The following is a 21,387-nucleotide window of genomic DNA, read 5'->3' on the forward strand; positions in this document are numbered from 1 at the left end:
CCCGCTGCAATGAGAACCTGACAATGGATGTCCGCCACTTCGCCTTCCTGGCCCGCCAACCTTCTGCTGCCCTGAAGTCGCGAAACTCGTTCTTCGGCCTGCCCAAGCGCGGGCTGGCGTTGATCTTGGCCAACGCGCTGTTCTGGCAGCCGCTGCTGGCCCAGGCCGAAGGCATCGTGGTCAGCGCGCCGGGCACTACGGTCGGCCAGGCGGGCAATGGCGTACCGGTGGTGAACATCGCCACGCCCAATGGCGCGGGCTTGTCCCATAACCAGTTCCAGCAGTACAACGTCGGCCCCAACGGCGTGATCCTCAACAACGCCACCGGCGCGGTGGTAAACACCCAGTTGGGCGGCTACATCGTCGGAAACCCCAACCTCAAGGGCGGCGCGGCCAGCGTCATCCTCAACGAAGTCAACGGCGGCAGCGCCAGCCAGTTGCGCGGCTACACCGAAGTGGCGGGGCAGTCAGCCAAGGTCATCGTCGCCAACCCCTACGGGATTACCTGCAGCGGTTGCGGCTTTATCAACACGCCCAACGTCACCCTCACCACCGGCAAACCCATCATCGACCCGACCGGCCAGCTGAAAAGCTACCAGGTCGATGGCGGCGCCGTGACCATCGACGGCGAAGGCTTGAACGCCAGCAACGTCGACCGTTTCGACATCATCACCCGCTCGGCCAAGATCAACGCGCAGATCAATGCCCGCGAACTCAACGTGATCGCCGGGCGCAACGACGTCGATGCACAAAGCCTGAACACCACCCCACGCGCCGACGACGGCAGCGCCAAGCCGGAGCTGGCCATTGACTCCTCGGCCCTGGGCGGCATGTATGCGGGTGCGATCAAACTGGTGGGCACCGAAGCGGGCGTGGGCGTGAAGCTCGATGGCACCCTGGCGGCCAGCGGTGGGGATATCCAGCTCGATGCCAACGGGCGCTTGAGCATGGCGCAGGCGGCGGCCACCGGGAACGTCAAGGTCACCGCGCAGAATGTCGACCTCACCGACAAGGTCTACGCCGGACAAGCGCTGGACGTGCAAACCCAAGGCGATCTCATCAACCGCAAAAGCCTCGCCGCACGTGACCGCATCGCGCTGTCCAGCGGCGGCACGCTGACCAACAGCGACATCATCGAAGCCGGCGTCAACCCCGATAACACCCGCAACGCGGCGGGTGATGTGAGCCTGCGCGCCAAGACCCTCAACAACACCGGCACCAGCGTCATCGCCAGCCGTGCGTTGACCGTTGATGCCCAAACCGTGAACAACCAGGGCGGCACCCTCAGTGCGCGGCAACGCGCCAGCGTCACGGCGGCTGCGCTCGATAACCGCAACAAGGGGCGGGTTCTCAGCAGCGCCGCGCTGGATATCAGCGCCAGCGATCTGCAGAACGGCCAGGGCGGATTGATCACCAGCAATGGGCCACTGACCGCCAATGCGGGCGCTGTGCACAATACCGGCGGCGAAATCTCCAGCCTGGACACTGCCACGCTGACGGTGGCCACCCTGGACAACGTCGCAGGCCTGGTCACCGCAGGCAAGGCGTTGAGCCTCAACGCTGGCACGCTCGACAACCAGAACGGGCTAGTCACCAGCCAGGGCGTTCTTCACCTCACCGGTAATCGCCTGGACAACCGCCAGAAAGGCCTGGTCGCCAGCACTGGCGGCGTGCAGCTTGACGTCGCCAACATCGACAACCGCAACGGCGAGCTCTCCAGCCGTGCGGGTGTGGCGGTGAACGGCACGCAATTGGATAACAGCGATGGCGGCCTGGTGGTGACCGCCAGCGGCTTGAACCTGAACGTCGATCAATTGCTCAACCGCAACCAGGGCCTGATCAGCAGCGAAGGACCGCTCACCGTAACCACAGGTACCCTGGTCAACCGTGGTGGCACGCTCTCAAGCGCTGGCCCGCTGAGCATCGGCGCCCGTGACGCGGTGGACAACCAAGGCGGGCGTCTGGTGACCGACGGCACCCTGACCCTGAACAGCGCAAGCGTCGACAACAGCCAGCAAGGCACCCTCAGCGCGCGTGATGCGCTGCACATCGACACCCGCGACCTGAACAACGGGCACGGCGGCCAACTGACCAGCGCCACCGGCCTGACCCTTGAACTCAATCGGGGCCAATTCAACAACCAGGGCGGGCTGATCAACGGCCCGCTGTTGGTGCTCAACAACCTCAAGGACGTCAATAACCAGGGCGGCGAGATTTCCAGCAGCCAGGCATTCACGCTCACCGCCGACAACCTCGACAACAGCGGCGGTAAAGTGCTGGGCAATACTGCGCTGACCCTACGCATCGGCCAGGCCCTGACGAACATCAAGGGCATGATTGCCGCCGCTGCGGTGGATGCACGCGCCGCCAGCCTGGACAACAGCGGCGGAACCCTCACCAGCCGTGGCGATACCGTGCTCAACGTGAGCGGGCCATTGACCAACCAGGCCAAGGGCCTGATCAACGCGGCCAACCTGCTGAGCATCAATACCGCGAGCCTGGATAACCAGGGCGGCTCTTTGCTCGGCAGCGCCATTGCCGTGGACTTCGGCAGTGCTTCCGGCGACCTGAACAACACTGGTGGCCTGATCACCACCGCCGGCAACCTGAGCATCAATCACCTGCGCGACTTGAATAACCAGGGCGGCGAACTCTCCAGCGCGCAGACCCTGAACCTCAGTGGACGCACCCTCGACAACAGCGCGGGCAAGCTGATCAGCAATAACCTGCTGGTGCTCAACGCCGACACGCTGATCAACCAAAACGGGCTGATGTCCGGCTGGCAAGGCCTGAGCGCCACTGCCGCAAGCCTGGACAACCGCAACAGCGGCACCCTGTCGAGCCGTTACGGCGACCTCAATGCCACGCTCACCGGCCGCCTGCTCAACAGCGGCGCGGGTGCGCTGGTCAGCCAGAAAGCGCTGACGGTCAGCGCCGCTGAGTTGGATAACAGCGACAAGGGCGTGCTTTCCAGCGCTACCGAACAAAACCTCAAGGTCACCGGCCTGCTCAATAACGCCAATGGCGGCACCATCGACAGCGGCACGGCCCTGGACCTGACCGCGCAGAACCTGGACAACAGCGCCGGCAGCATCAGCGGGGGCACCGACACCCGCCTGGACCTGTTGGCGACCCTGACCAATACCAACGGCAAATTGGCCAGCGGCGGCCCGTTGCTGATCAGCCGCGCGGCGCAGATCAACAACCAGGGCGGGCAGATTGCCAGCCAAGGCCTGTTGACGCTGCTGACCGGCGGCCTGGATAACCGTAATCGCGGCACACTGGCCGCAAATGACCGCCTGAGCATCACCGCCAGTGGCCTGGTGCAGAACGGCAGCGATGGCCTGATCTACAGCCAGAACGCTGACCTCAAGCTCAGCGCCGACCGTCTCGACAATGCCAAAGGCTCGCTGCAAAGCCAGGGCGGGCTGACGCTCGATGTGGTCAATGCTGTCGATAACCAGAGCGGCAAACTGATCGCCCAGACCGGCGACCTGAATATCAAAGCCGCCAGCCTGGACAACCGTGGCGGTACCCTCGCCAGTCTCAAGGCCTTGCTGCAGACCCGAGTCGTCGGCGTGCTGCGCAACGGCTACGACCTCAACAACAACCGCCAGGGCGGCGTGATGCAGGGCCAGACCCTGGACCTGCAGGCCGGTGGCGTCGATAACTATGGCGGACGCATCTCCGCCCAGGGCGGCGACGGCCTGGTGACCACCGGCAATTTCGACAACCGCAACGGCGGGCTCTATGCCAAAGGCCTGATGCGCGTGGTCGGCCACGATTTCGATAACAGCGGCGACAACGATGGCCAAATAGCCGCTCGGCAAATCGACCTGGACCTCAGCGGCGCGTTGAACAACCGCCTGGGCATCATCGAAAGCGAATCCACCCTCAAGGTCCGCGCCGCCAGCCTGGACAACCAGACCGGACGCCTGCGTGCCCTGGGGCCCGACGGCACGACTGAGTTCGCCATCGGTGGCGTGTTCGACAACCGCAACGGCGTGCTGGAAACCGCCAACACCAACCTGACACTGGACGCCGGCAGCCTGCAAAACCTTGGCGGTAGTGTGCTGCACGTGGGCACCGGCAACTTCGGCATTGCCCCCGCCAACCTCAATGACGTCGGCGGCAGCCTGGTGACGCGGGGCGACCTGACGATCACCCAGGACAACTGGACCAACAGCAGCGTGATCCAGGCCGGACAACTGACGGTCAACGTCAACACGCTCGACCAGACAACAACCGGTCAATTGCTCGGCGCCCGACGCTTTATCGGCAGCGGCGGCAACTGGTCCACCAACGGCCTGATCGCCAGCGACGGCGACCTCGACCTGACCTTGAGCGGCGCGTTGAACAGCAGCGGGCGCATCAGCAGCCTGGGCAAATTGAACTTCACCGCCGCCCAGGCGAACTTGAGCGACGTCGCCAGCATCGCCGGCGGTGGCGTGACCCGCGCAACCCTCAGCGGCACCCTGAACAACCACGGCCGCCTGACCTCGGCCACTGACCTGCTGATCAACGCGGGCGCCCTCAACAACTACGCAACGCTCGGCAGCGGGCAAGCGCTCACGGTCACCACCGGCGCATTGCTCAACGACCACGGCCTGATCTTCAGCGGCGCTGACATGAGCCTGCGTGTGGCGTCGCTGAACAACAGCTACGGCGACGTCTACAGCATGGGCAACCTGAGCGTCGATCGTGACGGCAAGGGTGGGTTGGCTGACAGCATTATCAACAGATCTTCGAGCATGCAGAGTGATGGTGACCTGACCCTCACCGCCGCTACGATCAAAAATGAGCGTGCGGTACTGACCGTCAATGATGCGGGCGTATACAGCGCCTCGGCCACGGAAGGCACCTGCATCGAGTACGTCAACGCCGGTGACTGCCATGCCGGTGGTACGGGGCGTAACTACGTGTGGGAACTGGTGACCCGCGACAAACTGGAGGTGACCGCCGCCAGTGCCGGTTCGAGCATTACTTCCGGCGGTAACATGACCCTGGCCGGCGGCGACCTGCTCAACAGCAGCAGTTCGATTGCAACGGGCGGTAACTTCACGGCGCGCCTGAACAACCTCGTCAACACGGGGATCGAAACCGGCGAGACCGAGACCTACCGGCTCTTTACCTCCGCGCGCACCGAGCATCCACGCGGCTGGTTCAATGCCGCCAGCGCACTGACCAACAAGTACTGGTACAAAAGCCCTAATTACACGCCCAATGACCTTGGCGGCCTTGAAGCGGCCGTGGCCAACTTCGTCGGCATCATGGAGAGCGAACGCACCCAGTTCGGCAAGGTCACCAAAATCGCCAGCGATGATCAGCGTTACGCCGCCGTGATTCAGGCTGGCGGCGCGGTGGACGTCAAGGCGCAAGCCGGTATCGACAACAGCGTGGTGCGCCTGGGCTACAACTACATCGGTGCGGGCGCCAAAACCACCACCGGCGCTACCGGTGCCAGTGGCGCAGCCGGTTACTCGACCCGCATCACCCTTAACCAGCAATTGCCTCCTGATCTGGCCCAGCAGCAGATCAACCCGCTGAGCTTGCCCGGCTTCACCCTGCCCAGCGGGCAGGGCGGCCTGTTCCGCCTCAGTGGCGAAGGCAGCAGCGCGCCAGCCAGCACCGGCCCGCAAGGCTGGACACTGGGCGGCGGTGGCGTAGACCGAGCACCGGTTACCGGGCCGGTCGTACCCGGCACCGGCTCCTCGGCCGACGGTGTCGTCATCAATCGGGTGCAAGGCCTGCCGGACAGCCAGTTCGTCTCCAACCCACAGAAATACCTGATCGAAACCAACCCGCAGCTGACCAACCTCAGCCAGTTCCTCAGTTCCGATTACCTGCTGTCCAAGATCGGCTACGACCCCGACCAGGCGCAAAAACGCCTGGGTGACGGCCTCTATGAACAACGCCTGATCCAGCAAGCGGTCATTGCCCGCACCGGCCAGCGCTTCATCGACGGCCAAACCAGTGACACGGCGATGTTCAAGTACCTGATGGACAACGCCATCGGCAGCCGTCATGCGCTCAACCTGTCGGTCGGTGTAAGCCTCACCGCCGAACAAGTCGCGGCCCTGACCCACGATATCGTGTGGATGGAAAACGCCACCGTCGCCGGCCAGCAAGTGCTGGTGCCCGTGCTCTACCTGGCCCAGGCCAACAACCGCCTGGCGCCCAATGGCGCGTTGATCACCGGCAACGACCTGAGCTTGGTAAGCGGCGCAGACCTCAACAACGTCGGCACCCTGCGCGCCACCCAAAACCTCGCCGCCAGCGCCGGGCGCAACATGGTCAACAGCGGCCTGGTTCAAGCCGGCAACCGCCTCGACCTCCTCGCGGGCAACAGCCTGACCAACCGCGCCGGCGGCATCATTGCCGGACGCGATGTCAGCGTGGGCGCGATCAGCGGCGATGTGCTCAATGAGCGCACCGTCACCAGCCACCAGAGCAGCAGCGGCTACCGCACCGAACGCACCGACTTCGTCGACAACGCCGCGCGCATCGAAGCCGCCAACACCCTGGCCCTGCAAGCCGGTCGCGACGTCAACAGCACTGGCGGTGTACTCAAGAGTGGCGCCGACACCCGCATCCAGGCCGGGCGTGACGTGAACCTGGCCACCGCCGAACAGCGTAACGCCAATGTCGTCAGCACCTACTCACGCAACAGCAGCGTGACGCAGTACGGCACCGTGATAGAAGCGGGGCGGGACTTCCAGATTGTGGCGGCACGGGATATCAGTGCCATCGGCAGCCAGTTGAATGCAACGCGTGATCTGGCGATGGTGGCCAAGGGGAATGTGAACCTGGCTTCGGCGGCGAATGAACAGCATTCGGCCTTCAACTCCAAGAAGGTCACCAGTGTCGAAGACCATGTTCAGCAGGTATCAACCGTGCTCAAAGCAGGCGGTGACGCCACCCTGAGCGCCGGGCAGAACCTGCAATTGGTGGCCAGTCAGGTGAACGCAGGCAATGAAGCCTATCTGGTCGCTGGCAAGGATCTCAGCCTGAAAGCCGCTGAAAACCAGGACTACAGTTTCTACAGCAAGACCAAGAAAACCTCCCAGGGCAAAAAATTCCGCCTGGATGAAACCGACGTCGTGAATAACGTAGGCAGCCTCGTCAGCGCCGGCAAAAACAGCACCGTAGTGGCGGGTGAAAACCTGCTGCTGGCCGGTAGCGCCGTCACCGCCGAAAAAGGCGCCACGCAACTGGCGGCCGGCCAGGACGTGAACATCCTGGCCGCCACTAACTCAGACAGCGCCCGCCACGAACGCAAGGAAAGCAAAAGCAGCTGGGGCGGCCTGAAGTCGAGCAAGGTTCAGGACAAAGTCGACGAAAAACGCACCACCGCCCTGGGCAGCGTGGTCTCCGGCGAAACCGTCACCATTGCCGCCAAGCGCGACGCCACAGTCACCGGTTCCAACCTGGTCAGCACCGGCGACCTCGCCGTCCAGGCCGGCCGCGACCTGACCATCGACGCGGCGCAAAACACCTTCGCCCGCACCGACATGCACAAGGAGAAGAATCGCGACCTCACCGGCGTGCTGACCGGCAACAAGCTCGGTCTGGACGACATGACCGGCAACCAGAAGCTGTACATCAACAGCTCGAAGCACAATGGCACGGCCAATGAAATGACCTTGACCGGCAGCACTATTGGCTCGAGTGCGGGCAATGTGTCGTTGACAGCGGGGCGTGAGTTGAAGGTGGTGGCCAGTGATTTGGTGAGCACCAAGAACATGGAGTTGAGTGGGGCTGATGTCACCGTCACTTCGGGGTTGGAGACGGCCAGTCAGACCAGTAAGGACAGTTCCAAGAGCTTGGCGGTTGGGCGGGTGATCGCGGGCTCGGTGGTTGACACCGCCACCAGCATGCGCGATGCCGTCAAAGCGGCCCGTAGTGCTGATGACCCACGCCTCAAGGCAGTCAAAATCGCCCAGGCTGCCCTCGCCGCCTACAACCTTAACGGCCAGGCTTCGGACGCCAATGCGCAAAGCTCCGGTTTCAAAAATAAAATCGGCGGCACGCCCGGCAACGGTTCGCTGATCAAGATCGGTACTGAACTGGCCAATAACCGCAGCAAGAACAGCAGCGAATTCAACAGTGTCACCGCCAAGCAGAGCACGCTCAACGCAGGGCAAGACTTGTCGATCGTTGCCACGGGCGCAGCGGTGGGTACTCAGGGTGATATCCAGATCACCGGCAGCAGCTTGAAAGCCGCCAACACCTTGTTGTTAGCCAAAAACGATGTGTTGATGCAAAGCGCACAAAACACCACCGACCGCAAAAACGAAGGGTCGAAAAATAAAACCGCTATTGGCGCCAGCTTCAATATTGGCGAGCAAAACGGCTTCACCCTCGACCTCGGAGCGCAGGGTGCCAAGAACAATGGCAACGGTAACTCCGTCACTCAGGTCAATAGCACCCTCGATACGGGCAGCCTGTTGTTACAAAGCGGTGGCGATACCACCCTCAAAGGCGCCCAGGTTCGCGCGGACCGTATCAAGGCAGATATTGGCGGCAACCTCAATATCATCTCCCTCCAGGACACCGAGTCGTCGCGCAGCAAACAGAGCAGCGCGGGCTTCGGCGCGAGTATTTGCATCCCGCCGTTCTGCTACGGTGCCACCGTCGCGGGCTCGGCGAACCTTGCCGCCGCGAATATGAACAGCGACTACAAGGGCGTGACCGATCAGAGTGGTTTGTATGCGGGTACAGGCGGCTACGACATCAATGTCGGCAGGACCACCACCCTGCAAGGCGCGGTGATTGCCAGTGAGGCGTCAGCTGATAAGAACCGCCTAAGCACTGACCGCCTGATTGTCAGCGATATCAAGAATGTCAGCGAAATCAAAAGCCAGTCTGCCGGTATTTCGGTGTCTTCCAGCAGTACCAGCGGTGCGTCTATGGGCGGCAGCATCCCGATAGCACTCAAGGAGAAAGACCACAGTTACACCCGTAGCGCGGTCAGCGAAGGCACGATTGTGGTTCGCAATGCCGAAGGCGCCAATGATTTGGTGGGGTTGAACCGCGACACTGCCAGTGCCAATCAGAAGCTCGACCGGCCTGATGAAAAGGCCATGCAGGAACGTATCGACCTGATTCAGAGCTCGGCGCAGTTGGCCAGTGGGGTGATCAGTGCGGTAGGCAAGGCGAAAGCGGATGAAGCCAAGACTCTGGCTGATCAGGCGAAAGCCCAGACCGAAGCCGGTTCACCGGCTGCCGCAGCGACGGTTCTTGCAGCCAATACGGCCTACGCCGAAGCTCAACGCTGGCAGGTCGGCGGCGACAAGCGTTTGATGGCTGATATCGCTTCCGGGTTAATCGCCGCCGGCCTGGGTGGTGCACCCGCGGGTACGACCGTTGGCATTGTAGCCAACACCGCCTCCAGTGACATCTTCAACAAGATTGGTGATTACGCTCAATCCCGCGCGATTGATCCTGAATCGGATGCGGCCACGCGAGCAGCCTGGGCCGAAGGTGGTGCCGCTCGTGTGATGTTGCATGCGCTGGCGGGGGCAGCAATCGGGCTTTCCAGCGCAAATGTGCAGAGCGGCGCGTTGGGGGCGGGAACGTCTGCTGCTCTGATGCCGATCATTGCTGATGCGTTGGGTAAAAATGACATCAAGGGAGTGGACCAAGATACGATGGCCGCATTGATCGCTGTAGGTGTCGGCGCTGCGGTTGGCTCCGGAAATGGCACCGCCGGCGCAGTCGTTGCGGGTGGCAATGCGATGTCGGTCGACGTGTATAACCGAGCAGCGCACGATGACGAGCTCGCAGCGATCAAGGCTGAGGTTGAGAAAGGTGAATTCTCGGAGGCGGACGTGAAGAAAGCCGTGTGTTTCTCCATCAAATGCTGGGCGCATTTGGACAGAGGCTCAAAGGAGTATCAAGAGGCTTATCTAACCGAAGCCGATATGGTCGGGTTAAGCAACGTGCTTGAATGGGCGGATGCCCAAAGGGATCGGGGGTTATTCAAGTATTCGATGATCGATAATGTATTGGACTTCGGTACACGCGATGCGCTTCCCGTGAGCAAGGACGTCGCTGCCATAGGGGGTGGGGCGGTCAGTGTGTCGGCGGGTTATACATTATGTGTCTCTATCATCGGGTGCAGCTTTGGCGTTCCGATGGGGGCGTTCGGGCTTGGCAACATTTCAGAAGGCACCACGGGGGTTTATAACCATTTCAACAATGACCGTGGCGGTTACAACCCGGTCAAGGAAGTCTTCAATGAGATTCCTGGCGGGTACGGGCCGGTTATCTACAGTGGTGCGGATTTCGCATTGTCACTGGGCTCAGGCTTCGTTAAGGTCCCGCTTAAAATGGGCCTCAAGGATGGCCTCAATAAAAAGGATTCAATGTTCGGCGTCACCGTGCACAGCTTCGACAACAACAAGTTTATGTTTGGCAAGGCAGCACCTTACGGAGCAGCGCTGGGAGCGTACCTGAAGTCTGTTGCTGATAAAGGGTATACGTTTTACGAGGAGGCTTCGGGTGAGAAGAAATAAATGGATCGGTGGGTTTTTCTTATCGATCTCACTGTTTTCCATGATTCTGGCGGCTAGCCTGCTACTCGCGATGATCGTCGCTGCGGTGATTTCACTTGCCCTGCGCACTGACTCGCCTTGGGTATACAACTGGATCGGCTTTCCTCTTACGTTTGTATTCGCGGCGTATTGGATCCTCACTCGATGGACGTATGTGAAGTCTTACATATCCGGTAATGGGGGAGTGTAGTGACCCCCTGCGATAAACCCCGACAGGTGAAGGACGATCAATGAAACCCGGAGAAAAGGCCCTGGCCGATAGCGATCTGTGGTGGGTAGCATGATCGCGAAAATTATACAAATATCAGCACGGGATTGGCCTGGTCTTACTCCTGGCTGCGCTACTCAATGGCTTTCTACGATTTGACGGTAGCTGGAAGTGCTTTTTCCTCATGGTGCTGGTGCAGTTGTGGTTTGGCCAGGCGGTCTACAGCTATGCGCGAGGCGCCAGGGTAGCCATCGCGCCGGGCGGCATGAGTAAGGATGCCGACCCGGAGTGGCGAGCGGCGTTGGCCGGCTTCGCCCTGTTTTATACGGGGTCTTTTTTTGTTTTTGATCCTTACATGGCCCATGTATCTACACGGAAACCCTTATGAGAAAAGTTGCCTTTATCCTCTCGGCCCTGATCCTAACGGGCTGTCACTCCAATGTTCGCGACTCGTCGTCCAGCCTGCTCAAAGACGGCGTGCAGTTGCAGCAGAACAAGGTCGTGGCCGATGCCGAGCAAGCCAAGGTCATCATGCGGGCCACCGGTTTTACCTACCCTGTGCAGTTCTCCGTGCGCCGTGGCGGTGATTCCGATCAGCGGCCGGAGATCCTCGGCACGGTAGTGGATTCGGGCCGGGGCAAGGTGTTCGGCTGGATCGCCAAGATGAGTGAGGTTGCCAACAGCGCGGCGGTCAAGCGCTTCCCGCAGTTGGAAGTGTTGGCTGATCCGGGGCAGACAATCGAGGTATTGGGCGAGTCGCGGGTGTATGACTCGCATTACTACCGCTACGCCGAAAAAATTGTCTACGCCTGCGGCCCTATGAGCTCGGCGTTCAAGCCGCAGAAGCAGAAGGTTTACCTGGTGGAGTTCGTGATCGTCGGCGCGGGCTGTGAGCAGCATGTGTATGACATCACCGATCCCGCGCAGCGCATTCCCGTCCTCGCGCCTACAAGCGTTTTTTAGAGTTCAGCAGAGTTGCTCTTTAAAAATATGTTCTTGTAAATTCGATTACTTACCCTTTTTTCTGCGCTGTTGCTCAGCGGCTGTGGCTCTACTAATCACGAACAGCCTATACAAGAGCAGCCCTACGATCACACAACCACCGCAAGAATCCGTCTTTTCGGAAACAACGGTTTGCCCGTCGCAATCAATCCTGGGCAAGACTGCGCTTCGAGCAAAGAACCTCTTTATGCCTACGGCGATACCCTTGCAGATAAGCTCAATTCCACCCTGGGCAAACACACCAGACGAAGCATTGGAATGCCTGCGTCGTGGAGGAGTGATCATCTGAGCTATGGCGAGTCGTACTCAGAGTTTATTATCCCCGCAGGCGCCCCTTCTGTAGTCGTGATGAAAATGGTCACCGACCAATTCATCTGTGCGCCAGCTCCTCAAGTATTTACTCCTGAGGCAGGTAAGGATTATGAGGCGTATCTGGACCGGCATGACTGGAAATGCGGCGCAGTGATTCGACTGCTCTCCGGTGTAGAGACGCCCGGCCCTATCGCAGAAGTCCCGTCGAGCAGTTGCGCAAAACAATAGATATTCTGCCTGAGTTTCGGCCGCTTCTCCCAAGCTCAGGCAGGCGCCCACTGATGCGACAGCAACTGATCGATCTCACTCGTCGGCGGCGTCGATGCCATTCAAACCAGCCCTCGCATAAATTCCGATAAGTGGGATCCAATTCACACATCCCTCGCGAACTTTTGCCCCTTTCCTTGTACTAACCTATTCGGCGATTTGATGGCTAAGTAATGGCATTTGCTCGATATGGAAATAAGAGCTGAGGTTCTATTTCCCGCCAGCCTGATGGTCGCGTGTCGGCAGTAATGAGCGAGCCCCCACCGCCGATTATTGCCGCATGTCCTTAATGCCCGCTGCAACGAGAGTACGAAAATGGACGTTCGCCACTTCGCCTTCCTGGCCCGCCAACCTTCCGCCACCCTGAAGCGCCGCGACGCGTTCTTCGGCCTGCCCAAGCGCGGGCTGGCGTTGATCCTCGCCAACGCGCTGTTCTGGCAGCCGCTGCTGGCCCAGGCCGACGGCATCGTGGTCAGCGCGCCGGGCACCTCCGTGGGTGCGGCGGGCAATGGCGTACCGGTGGTGAACATCGCTACGCCCAATGGCGCGGGCTTGTCCCATAACCAGTTCCAGCAGTACAACGTCGGCCCCAACGGCGTGATCCTCAACAACGCCACCGGCGCGGTGGTGAACACCCAGTTGGGCGGCTATATCGTCGGCAACCCCAACCTCAAGGGCGGCGCGGCCAGCGTCATCCTCAACGAAGTCAACGGCGGCAGCGCCAGCCAGTTGCGCGGTTATACCGAAGTGGCGGGGCAGTCGGCCAAGGTCATCGTGGCTAACCCCTATGGGATTACCTGCAGCGGTTGCGGCTTTATCAACACGCCGAACGTCACCCTCACCACCGGCAAGCCCATCATCGACCCGACCGGCCAGCTGAAAAGCTACCAGGTCGATGGCGGCGCCGTGACCATCGACGGCGAAGGCCTGAACGCCAGTAACGTCGACCGTTTCGACATCATCACCCGCTCGGCCAAGATCAACGCGCAGATCAATGCCCGCGAACTCAACGTGATCGCCGGGCGCAACGACGTCGATGCGCAAACACTGAACACCACGCCACGCGCTGACGACGGCAGCGCCAAGCCCGAGCTGGCGATTGACTCGTCGGCGCTGGGCGGCATGTACGCTGGCGCGATCAAACTGGTGGGCACCGAAGCCGGCGTGGGCGTGAAGCTCGACGGCACCTTGGCGGCGAGTGGTGGGGATATCCAGCTCGATGCCAATGGGCGCTTGAGCATGGCGCAGGCGGCGGCCACCGGGAACGTCAAGGTCACCGCGCAGAATGTCGACCTCAACGACAAGGTCTACGCCAACGGCAACGTGCAGGTCACCAGCGCTCAAGACCTGGTCAACCGCAAAAGCATCGCCGCCGGCCAGCGCATCGAGCTCAACGCGGCCAACGTGAGCAACCCCGGCATCATCGAAGCCGGCGTCGCCGCCGACAACAGCCGCAACACCACCGGCGATCTGGTGGTCAACGCGCAGACCGTCACCACTACCGGCAACCTGCTGGCCAGCCGCGCCCTGGCGATCACCGCCGCGCAGGCGCTGACCAACCAGGACGCGATCATCCAGGCCAAGAGCGTAGACGTTACCAGCGCCAAGCTGACCAACCAGGGGGCCAAGGCACGCCTGTTCGGCGAGCAGAGCCTGGCGATCACCTCGCCGGCCATCGTCAACCTCGGCGGCTTGATTCGCTTCGGCGAAGGCCAGGCCGCCACGCTCAACAGCGCCTCTCTGGATAACCGCCAGGGCCGTATCGAAATGGCCGGTGGCAGCCTGGTCGTCACCAGCGCCAACCTCAACAACAGCGGCGGGCAAGTCGTCGCCAACGACCTCACCGTCAACGCCGGCAACCTGAACAACCAGAACGGCGTGCTGGTGGGCAAAACCGCCACCGTCAATGCCAGCGACCTCGACAACAGCCTCAAGGGCCTGATCCAGGCGGACGGCGGCGCGCTCAACCTCAACGTCACCAACGCCTTCAACAACAACCAGGGTTTCGCCCAGGCCAGTACCGACCTCAACGTGAACGCGGGCAGCCTCAGCAACAACGCAGCCGGCGTGCTCAGCGCCGACACCGGCAAGCTGACCCTCACCGCCGCGCAACAGCTCAACAACGCCCAGGGCCGCCTGCAGGCCGGGCAGGGCGATATCGAACTGCACGCCGCCCAGCTGAATAACCAGGGCGGTGTGATCGTCGGCAAGCAATTGCTGCTCGACGTCACTGGTGGCGACATCGACAACCGCGCCGGGCGCGTGCTGGGCGACCAGCTCGACGTACGCGCATCAGGCCTCGACAACCGCAGCGCCGGCCTGTTGGCCGGTGGCGCCCAGGGCGTGAGCCTGCTGCTCAAAGGCCCGGGCCAGTTGCTCAACGCCCAAGGCCGTATCCAGAGCGAAGGCCTGCTGCAACTGCAGGGCGAGCGTTTCGACAACAGCGCCGGCATCCTGCTGGGCCAGACCGTCGACGTGACCGCGCAGACCTTCAACAACAGCAACAAAGGTGCGCTGGTCAGCGATGGCGGCGACGTGGTGCTCAAGGTCAGCGACCTGCTCACCAACGTCGGCGGCCAGATCGACGCGGGTGAGCGCAGCGTGCTGGTCAAGCAACTCACCACCCTCAACAACGACGGCGGCACCCTGCGCGGCAAGCGCGTGGACATTGCCGCGCAGCACCTGAACAACGACAACGGCCAACTGCTGGCTGGCGCCGAAGGCGTGAGCTACAGCGGCCAGGACCTGAGCAACCGCAAGGGCCTGATCCTCAGCGGTGGCGCGCCCACCGTACTGACCACCGGCAGCCTGCAAAACCAGGACGGCACGGTGCAAGGCGACAGCCTGAACATCACCGCCGCCAGCGTCGACAACAGCAACGGCGGCCTGCTGGCGAGCCTGGTGGGTGACCTGCAGCTGACCGTGCAAGCCCTGGCCAACCGTGGCGGCAAACTGTTCGGCAAAGAACAGCTGGCCCTCAGCGGCGCCACCCTCGACAACAGCGCGGGCGGCCAGATCAGCGGCAACCAGCTCACCCTCACCTCCCGCGACACCCTCACCAACCAGGGCGGCCTGATCGAAGCCAACCAGGGCCTGACCCTCACCGGCGGCAACCTGGACAACAGCGCCAACGGCCAACTGCGCGCGCTGGGCGGTGCCAGCAGCAGCCTCAACCTCAGCGGCCAGGTGAACAACCAGAACGGCACTCTCGAATTCGGCAGCCAGGCCTTCAGCCTTGACGCAGCCAGCCTCAACAACCAGAGCGGTATGCTGCAACACGCCGGCACCGGCCTGTTCCACCTCAACACCGCCGGCCTCTCTGGCAGCCAGGGCAATATCCAGGGCATGGGCAGCGCCGACTGGGCGTTCGGTAAAGTCGACGGCCTGGGCCGCGTGCAACTCAACGAAGTGCTCACCTACAAGAGCGACCAGGCCCTGGCCCTCAAGGCCGGCGACCGCATGGCCAGCGCCAAGGGCTTGATCCTCAATGTGGCCAGCCTGGACAACGGCGGCGAACTGCTCAGCGACGGTGACATCAGCATCACCACTGGCGATATCAACAACAGTGGCCGCGTCTCGGCCCTGCAAACCCTCACCGTCGCCGCGAACAACCTCAACCAGAACGGCGGCCGCCTGGCGGCAACCAATGCCCGCCTGTCCCTCAACGGCACCCTGGCCAACCTCGGTTTCCTCACCGCCCGCCAGCAACTGGATATCGCCGCCGCGCAAATCGACAACCGCGGCACCCTCGGTGCCCAGGGCGCGGTGAACCTCACTGCGGTCAACGGCATCACCAATGCGGCCGATTCGCTGTTGTTCAGCGGCGGCGACATGACCTTGCGCAGCAATGGCTTCAGCAACAGCTATGGCGACGTCTACAGCAAAGGCGACTTGAGCTTCGCCGCACGGGATGGCGGGCGTGCCGTGCTGTTCAGCAACCGTTCCGGCACCGTGGAAAGCGAAGGTTCGATCGGCATCAATGCAGGCTTTATCGAAAACGCCAAGGACGAATTCGAACTCGGGCAGACGCTCACCACCGGTAGCTTGTATTGGGTTTGTTCGCAACACTGCGGCGAGAAAGACGACTGGGAACGTGGCGAGATCACCATCTACGAAACGTACCTTGAGGCGGCGACCAAGGACTCAGTATCGGCGCGCCTGGTGGCTGGCAAAAACATGCTGCTGCAAGGCGACAATGTGCAGAACCGCTACAGCCTGATGGCCGCCAATGGCGACCTGAGCATCACCGCCGGTGACCTGCTCAATCAGGGCGCGGCCACGCGCACGGGGCAGCGCAAGATTGTCGTCAACACGCCGGGGCACGTTCCCGACGATTTGTTTGAGCGCATGCGCTATGTCGACGTTCCCGCGTTCAATGCGGCCACGGCGGCGGGCAATTTCGATAAGGCGCGCTTCGAAGAACTGAAAAACCGTTCGCCCAATAGCTGGCCTTTCGTCCACTCAAGCGACGTCACCACCTGGACCGACAACGGCGGCCCTGGCTACGACGCCACCCTGCAAGCCGGCGGCACGGTCAACCTCAACGTCGCCCGCACCCTGCAAAACGGCACGCTGCACAACAACACCCTGGCCCAGTTGACCGGCACCCTCGGCGACGACCAGACCGGCATCCCCGTCGGCGGCATCAACATCAACCTGAGCAAACACGCCAACGACCCGAGCGCCCAGGCGCCCGGCAGCGTGTTGCCTGTAGTGGGCGTGGCCCCCGGCGGTGGCTTCGTGCCCGTGGACTACACCGGCACCGCCTTCGCCCCGGTCGACCCCACCACCTCGCCCACCTTCCAACTGCCCAAGGGCGAGTACGGCCTGTTCGTCAAGAACGCCGACCCCACCAGCCACTACCTGATCGAGACCAACCCCGAGTTCACCTCGGTGTCGGGTTTCTTCAGCTCCGACTACATGCTCGGCAAACTCGGCTTCAACTCCGATAACGCCTGGCGCCGCCTCGGTGACGGCCAGTACGAAACCCGCCTGATCCGCGACGCCGTGCTCGCGCAAACCGGCCAACGCTTCCTCGCCGGCGGCCTGTACAGCGACGCCGACCAGTTCCGTTACCTGATGGACAACGCACTGGCCAGCAAAGACGCCCTGCGCCTGAGCCTCGGCGTGTCCCTCACCGGCCAGCAGGTCGGCGCCCTGACCCACGACATCGTGTGGATGGAAAACCGCGTCATCGACGGCCAGACCGTGCTCGTCCCGGTGCTCTACCTGGCCCAGGCCGACTCGCGCAACGTGCGCGGCAACAGCCTGATCCAGGGCCGCGACCTCAACCTGGTCACCGGCGGCGACCTGATCAACGTCGGCACCCTGCGCGCCAGCAACAACCTGTCCGCCGTCAGCAGGGGCAGTATCTACACCGGCGGCCTGGTCGAAGCCGGCAACAACCTGAACCTGCTGGCCCAGGACAGTATCCGCAACGCCATGGCCGGTGAAATCCGCGGCAAGCAAGTCAGCCTCACCGCACTCAAAGGCGATGTCATCAACGACAACACCGCCATCCAGGTACGTGACGGCGCCGGCATGCGCACCCTCACCGACAACAGCGCCGGCACCATCGTCGCCCGCGAAAACCTCGCCATCGACGCCGGCCGCGACCTCACCAACCGCGGTGCCCTCACCGCTGGCAACGACGCTAACTTAACCGCCGGCCGCGACCTCAACCTCATCGCCGCCAGCGACACCAGCGTCAAGCACGAGACCCGCGAAGGCGGCGAAAAATCCAGCATCACCACCGACGTCAAAAACCTCGCCGCCAGCGTCACGGCGGGCGGCAGCATCAACATGCAAGCCGGGCAAGACGTCAACATCATCGGCAGCAACGCCACCGCCGGCAAAGACCTCACCATTGCCGCCGGCCGCGACCTTAACGTTGCCTCGGTCAGCGACATGCACAACGTCGAAGGCAAGGAAAAGCACGGCAAAAAACGCATCAAGACCTCAGACGACCAGACCACCCAAGTGGCCAGCGTACTGACGGCGGGCGGGGACTTTGTCAGCCAGGCTGGGCGTGATACCACGATCGTGGCGAGCAGGATCAGTGCGGGGAATGAGGCTTATCTGTATAGCGGGGATAAGTTGAGTTTGTTGGCGGCGCAAAACAGCACCTACAGCCTTTATGACATGAAGGAGAAGGGTGGCTGGGGCGCGAAGAAGACCAAGCGAGATGAAGTGACCCACGTCACGAATGTGGGGACTGAGATCAAGACTGGTGGTGATCTGTCTCTGGTCAGTGGCGGTGATCAGTTGTATCAGCGGGCCAAGCTTGAGAGTGGGAAGGACCTGGCGATCACCAGTGGCGGTGCGGTGACGTTTGAGGCGGTCAAGGACCTGCACCAAGAGAGCCACGAGAAGAGCAAGGGTGACCTGGCGTGGACCAGCGCCAAGGGCAAGGGGAATACCGACGAGACGCTGCGTCAGAGTGAGTTGGTGGCGCAGGGCGAGCTGGCAATCAAGGCCGTGGACGGTTTGAAGATTGATGTAAGGCAGGTTAACCAGAACACGGTAAGCCAGACCATTGATGCGATGGTCCAGGCGGACCCAAGTCTCGCCTGGATCAAGCAAATGGAGCAGCGCGGCGATGTTGACTGGCGCGAGGTCAAAGAGCTGCACGACAGCTTCAAATACAGCAATTCTGGCCTGGGCGCCGGCGCGCAAATTGTCATAGCGATCATTGTTACCTACTTCACGATGGGGGCTGCCAGCGGTGCAATCGCCGCTGCCGGGACGGGCACCTCAATGGCCGGGGCCACGGCTGCTGCCACTGCCGGGTCTGCCGCAGGCTGGGCCAATGCTGCGGGCAGCGTTGTGCTTGCCGGGATGGCCAGTAATGGTGCGATCAGCACGATCAACAATCGTGGCAATTTAGGCGCAGTGTTCAAGGACGTTACCTCCAGCGATGCGATGCGGGGCTATGTTGTATCGGGTATTACTGCGGGACTAACCGCAGGGTTCTATGACGATTGGACCAGTACGCAGACAGGCACTACTACCGCGCTGCCTAACTCAGGCGCAGTGACGTCTGCTAGCCCATTGAGTACCTGGCAAGGCGTTGGTCAATTTACTGCGAATCAGGTTCTGCAAAACGGCACGTCGGCCATCCTGACTAAAGCGCTGGGAGGAGAGGCCAGCCTCGGGGATGCATTGCAAAGCAGCCTTGCCAATGCATTTGCTGCTTATGGCTTCAACATGATTGGTGATGTCTCCAAGAATCGGTTCGCCGACGGCGGTATCACCAAGATTGGGCTGCATGCATTGATGGGCGGGCTGGCAGCTGAAGCCGCTGGCGGCGATTTCCGTACTGGTGCGTTGGCAGCAGGTGTGAACGAAGCCCTGGTAGACAGCCTCGCTAAACAGTACGCCAGCATGCCGGAGGATAAGAGAAAGAGCTTGCTTGTGATGAGCTCGCAGTTGATTGGTGTGCTTGCGGCGTCGGTGGACAGTGATGCTGACGGTGAGAGTTTGCAAACCGGAGCATGGGTCGCGGGGAGTTCGACACAGTACAACTACCTAAATCATGAAGAAAACCAAGAGCGCTGGGCTGCTAAGAAAAAATGCCAGGGAGGAGATAGTGCTGCGTGTGGGCGTGCTGATGCTCTGGATGCTCTAGATAAAAATCGAGATTTGGCGCTAACCACGGCCTGCGGTGCGAATGGTGCCGGTGCTACCTGTCGTTCGTTACGGCGAGAAGCATCGGAGGCTGCTCGAAGCCTTGTGGTTGCGAGATTTGGACCTGAGGCCAAAGAGCAGGCTAAGCAAATTGAGCAGAATAAAGAGCTTGCGGCGTACTCCATAGAAGCGGAGCTTCGAAGCATTAAGCAAGTAGACAGCCCGATCGCGCTTGCTCAGACAGAACGCCTGGCTAAGCAGCTCGCAGAGTTTGGTTCAGACTTCATTCCGGTTTATGGCGATGCAAAGGGCTTTTATGAGGCTGAGGATCCTTTTGACTATGCAATGGCGAGTATTGGACTCATCCCGGGCGCTGGGGATGCGGCACAAAAAGTTTTAGGTAAGGCTAAAAAGCTGTATTTGGAAGGAAAGGTTGCTGAGTCTGCGGACTTGGTAGAAGAACTAGCAAAGAGCTTACCTTCAGGAGCAGGTCCTAAAAATCCACTTCTTGATGATTCGCTACCCCGAAGCGGTGATCGTTTAGTTGTAAATCAAGGGCCCGTGCCTACATGTGGTCACAACTCATGTGGCATGGTTTTGGATACCATGGGACATAAAGTAGACATAGGAAATCTGATTGAAAAACTTCCACCCGGAAAAGATGGGATTTTCCCTCAGGACGTTGCAAATTTGATGAAGTCGGAGGGTGTCAATACGGCAGTTTATGCAAGCCGTAACGTTGCTGATTTGGCAAGATACACAGCAAACGGAACGCCTGTTATTGTCCAAGTGGTGGATAAAGCAGCGGGTACCGGATTTTCCCATTTTGTTGTGGTCGACGGCATTACGACCAGAAATGGCGTTTCTGTCGTAGCAGTTCGTGATCCCCATGGTAAGCAGTATTTTAGCCCTGCGACTACTTTTGAGAAGAATTTTTCAGGTTATGTTGTTGTTCCAAAGGATGCTCTTAAATGAAATTAAGCATTAAGTTTCCCGAAAACTTGTTAACCCAAAGCCTGCTCAAGCAAAGACTGATTCCTTGCATTTGCAAAATTGCAACGGAATTTGAAATTGAATTTTCGGACCCTTTGCCAGAAGCTGCAGGAACCGTTCTGGAGTGGGATCGTGCAGAACTTGAAAAAAGAGCGATAGGTGGGGTAGGTGGCCAATACTCTCACTATGCACACGGTCGGGTGTCGTTAAAAAAAGTTGATGCTGATACCTACCAGATATTGGATCTTGAAATGTTTTATAGGCTTTTTGGATGGTGCAGCATCTTGGAACATGGCAATTATGCGCCGCCGCGACAGTTTGGGGATGATGAATAAATTGAGAAAAGTAAAAAAGGGGACAGATCTATTTAAATTAGAAGAATAGTGGTCTGACCCCTATTTTCGGACATTGGCAGCAGGTGCG

5 protein-coding genes are annotated in these 21,387 nt (G+C 60.8%); all 5 read left to right on the plus strand.

Features of this window, described 5'->3' with window-relative positions; genetic code table 11:
- The first annotated feature begins 23 nt into the window (after positions 1 to 23).
- The gene (locus SC318_RS00940; RefSeq protein ID WP_320429282.1) at positions 24 to 10,517 is read left to right on the plus strand and encodes a two-partner secretion domain-containing protein; all 10,494 of its coding nucleotides are present in this window, start codon (positions 24 to 26) and stop codon (positions 10,515 to 10,517) included.
- A gap of 431 nt (positions 10,518 to 10,948) precedes the next feature.
- Complete coding sequence (locus tag SC318_RS00945) at positions 10,949 to 11,152, plus strand: hypothetical protein (protein ID WP_320429283.1); 204 nt, start codon at positions 10,949 to 10,951, stop codon at positions 11,150 to 11,152.
- Positions 11,149 to 11,727: a hypothetical protein gene (locus SC318_RS00950; protein ID WP_320429284.1), complete on the plus strand. Its 579-nt coding sequence runs from the start codon at positions 11,149 to 11,151 to the stop codon at positions 11,725 to 11,727. Before SC318_RS00945 ends, SC318_RS00950 begins: the two co-directional genes overlap by 4 nt.
- A 933-nt stretch (positions 11,728 to 12,660) precedes the next feature.
- On the plus strand, positions 12,661 to 20,946 hold the full coding sequence (locus SC318_RS00955; protein WP_320429285.1) for a two-partner secretion domain-containing protein: 8,286 nt from the start codon (positions 12,661 to 12,663) through the stop codon (positions 20,944 to 20,946).
- Entirely contained in the window at positions 20,943 to 21,299 is a 357-nt protein-coding gene (locus SC318_RS00960; RefSeq protein WP_320429286.1) for a hypothetical protein, read from the plus strand. The genes SC318_RS00955 and SC318_RS00960 overlap by 4 nt, the downstream gene beginning before the upstream one ends.
- Positions 21,300 to 21,387 lie beyond the last annotated feature (88 nt).

Origin of the sequence: Pseudomonas sp. MUP55, assembly GCF_034043515.1 — a bacterium.
Classification (GTDB): Bacteria; Pseudomonadota; Gammaproteobacteria; order Pseudomonadales; family Pseudomonadaceae; genus Aquipseudomonas.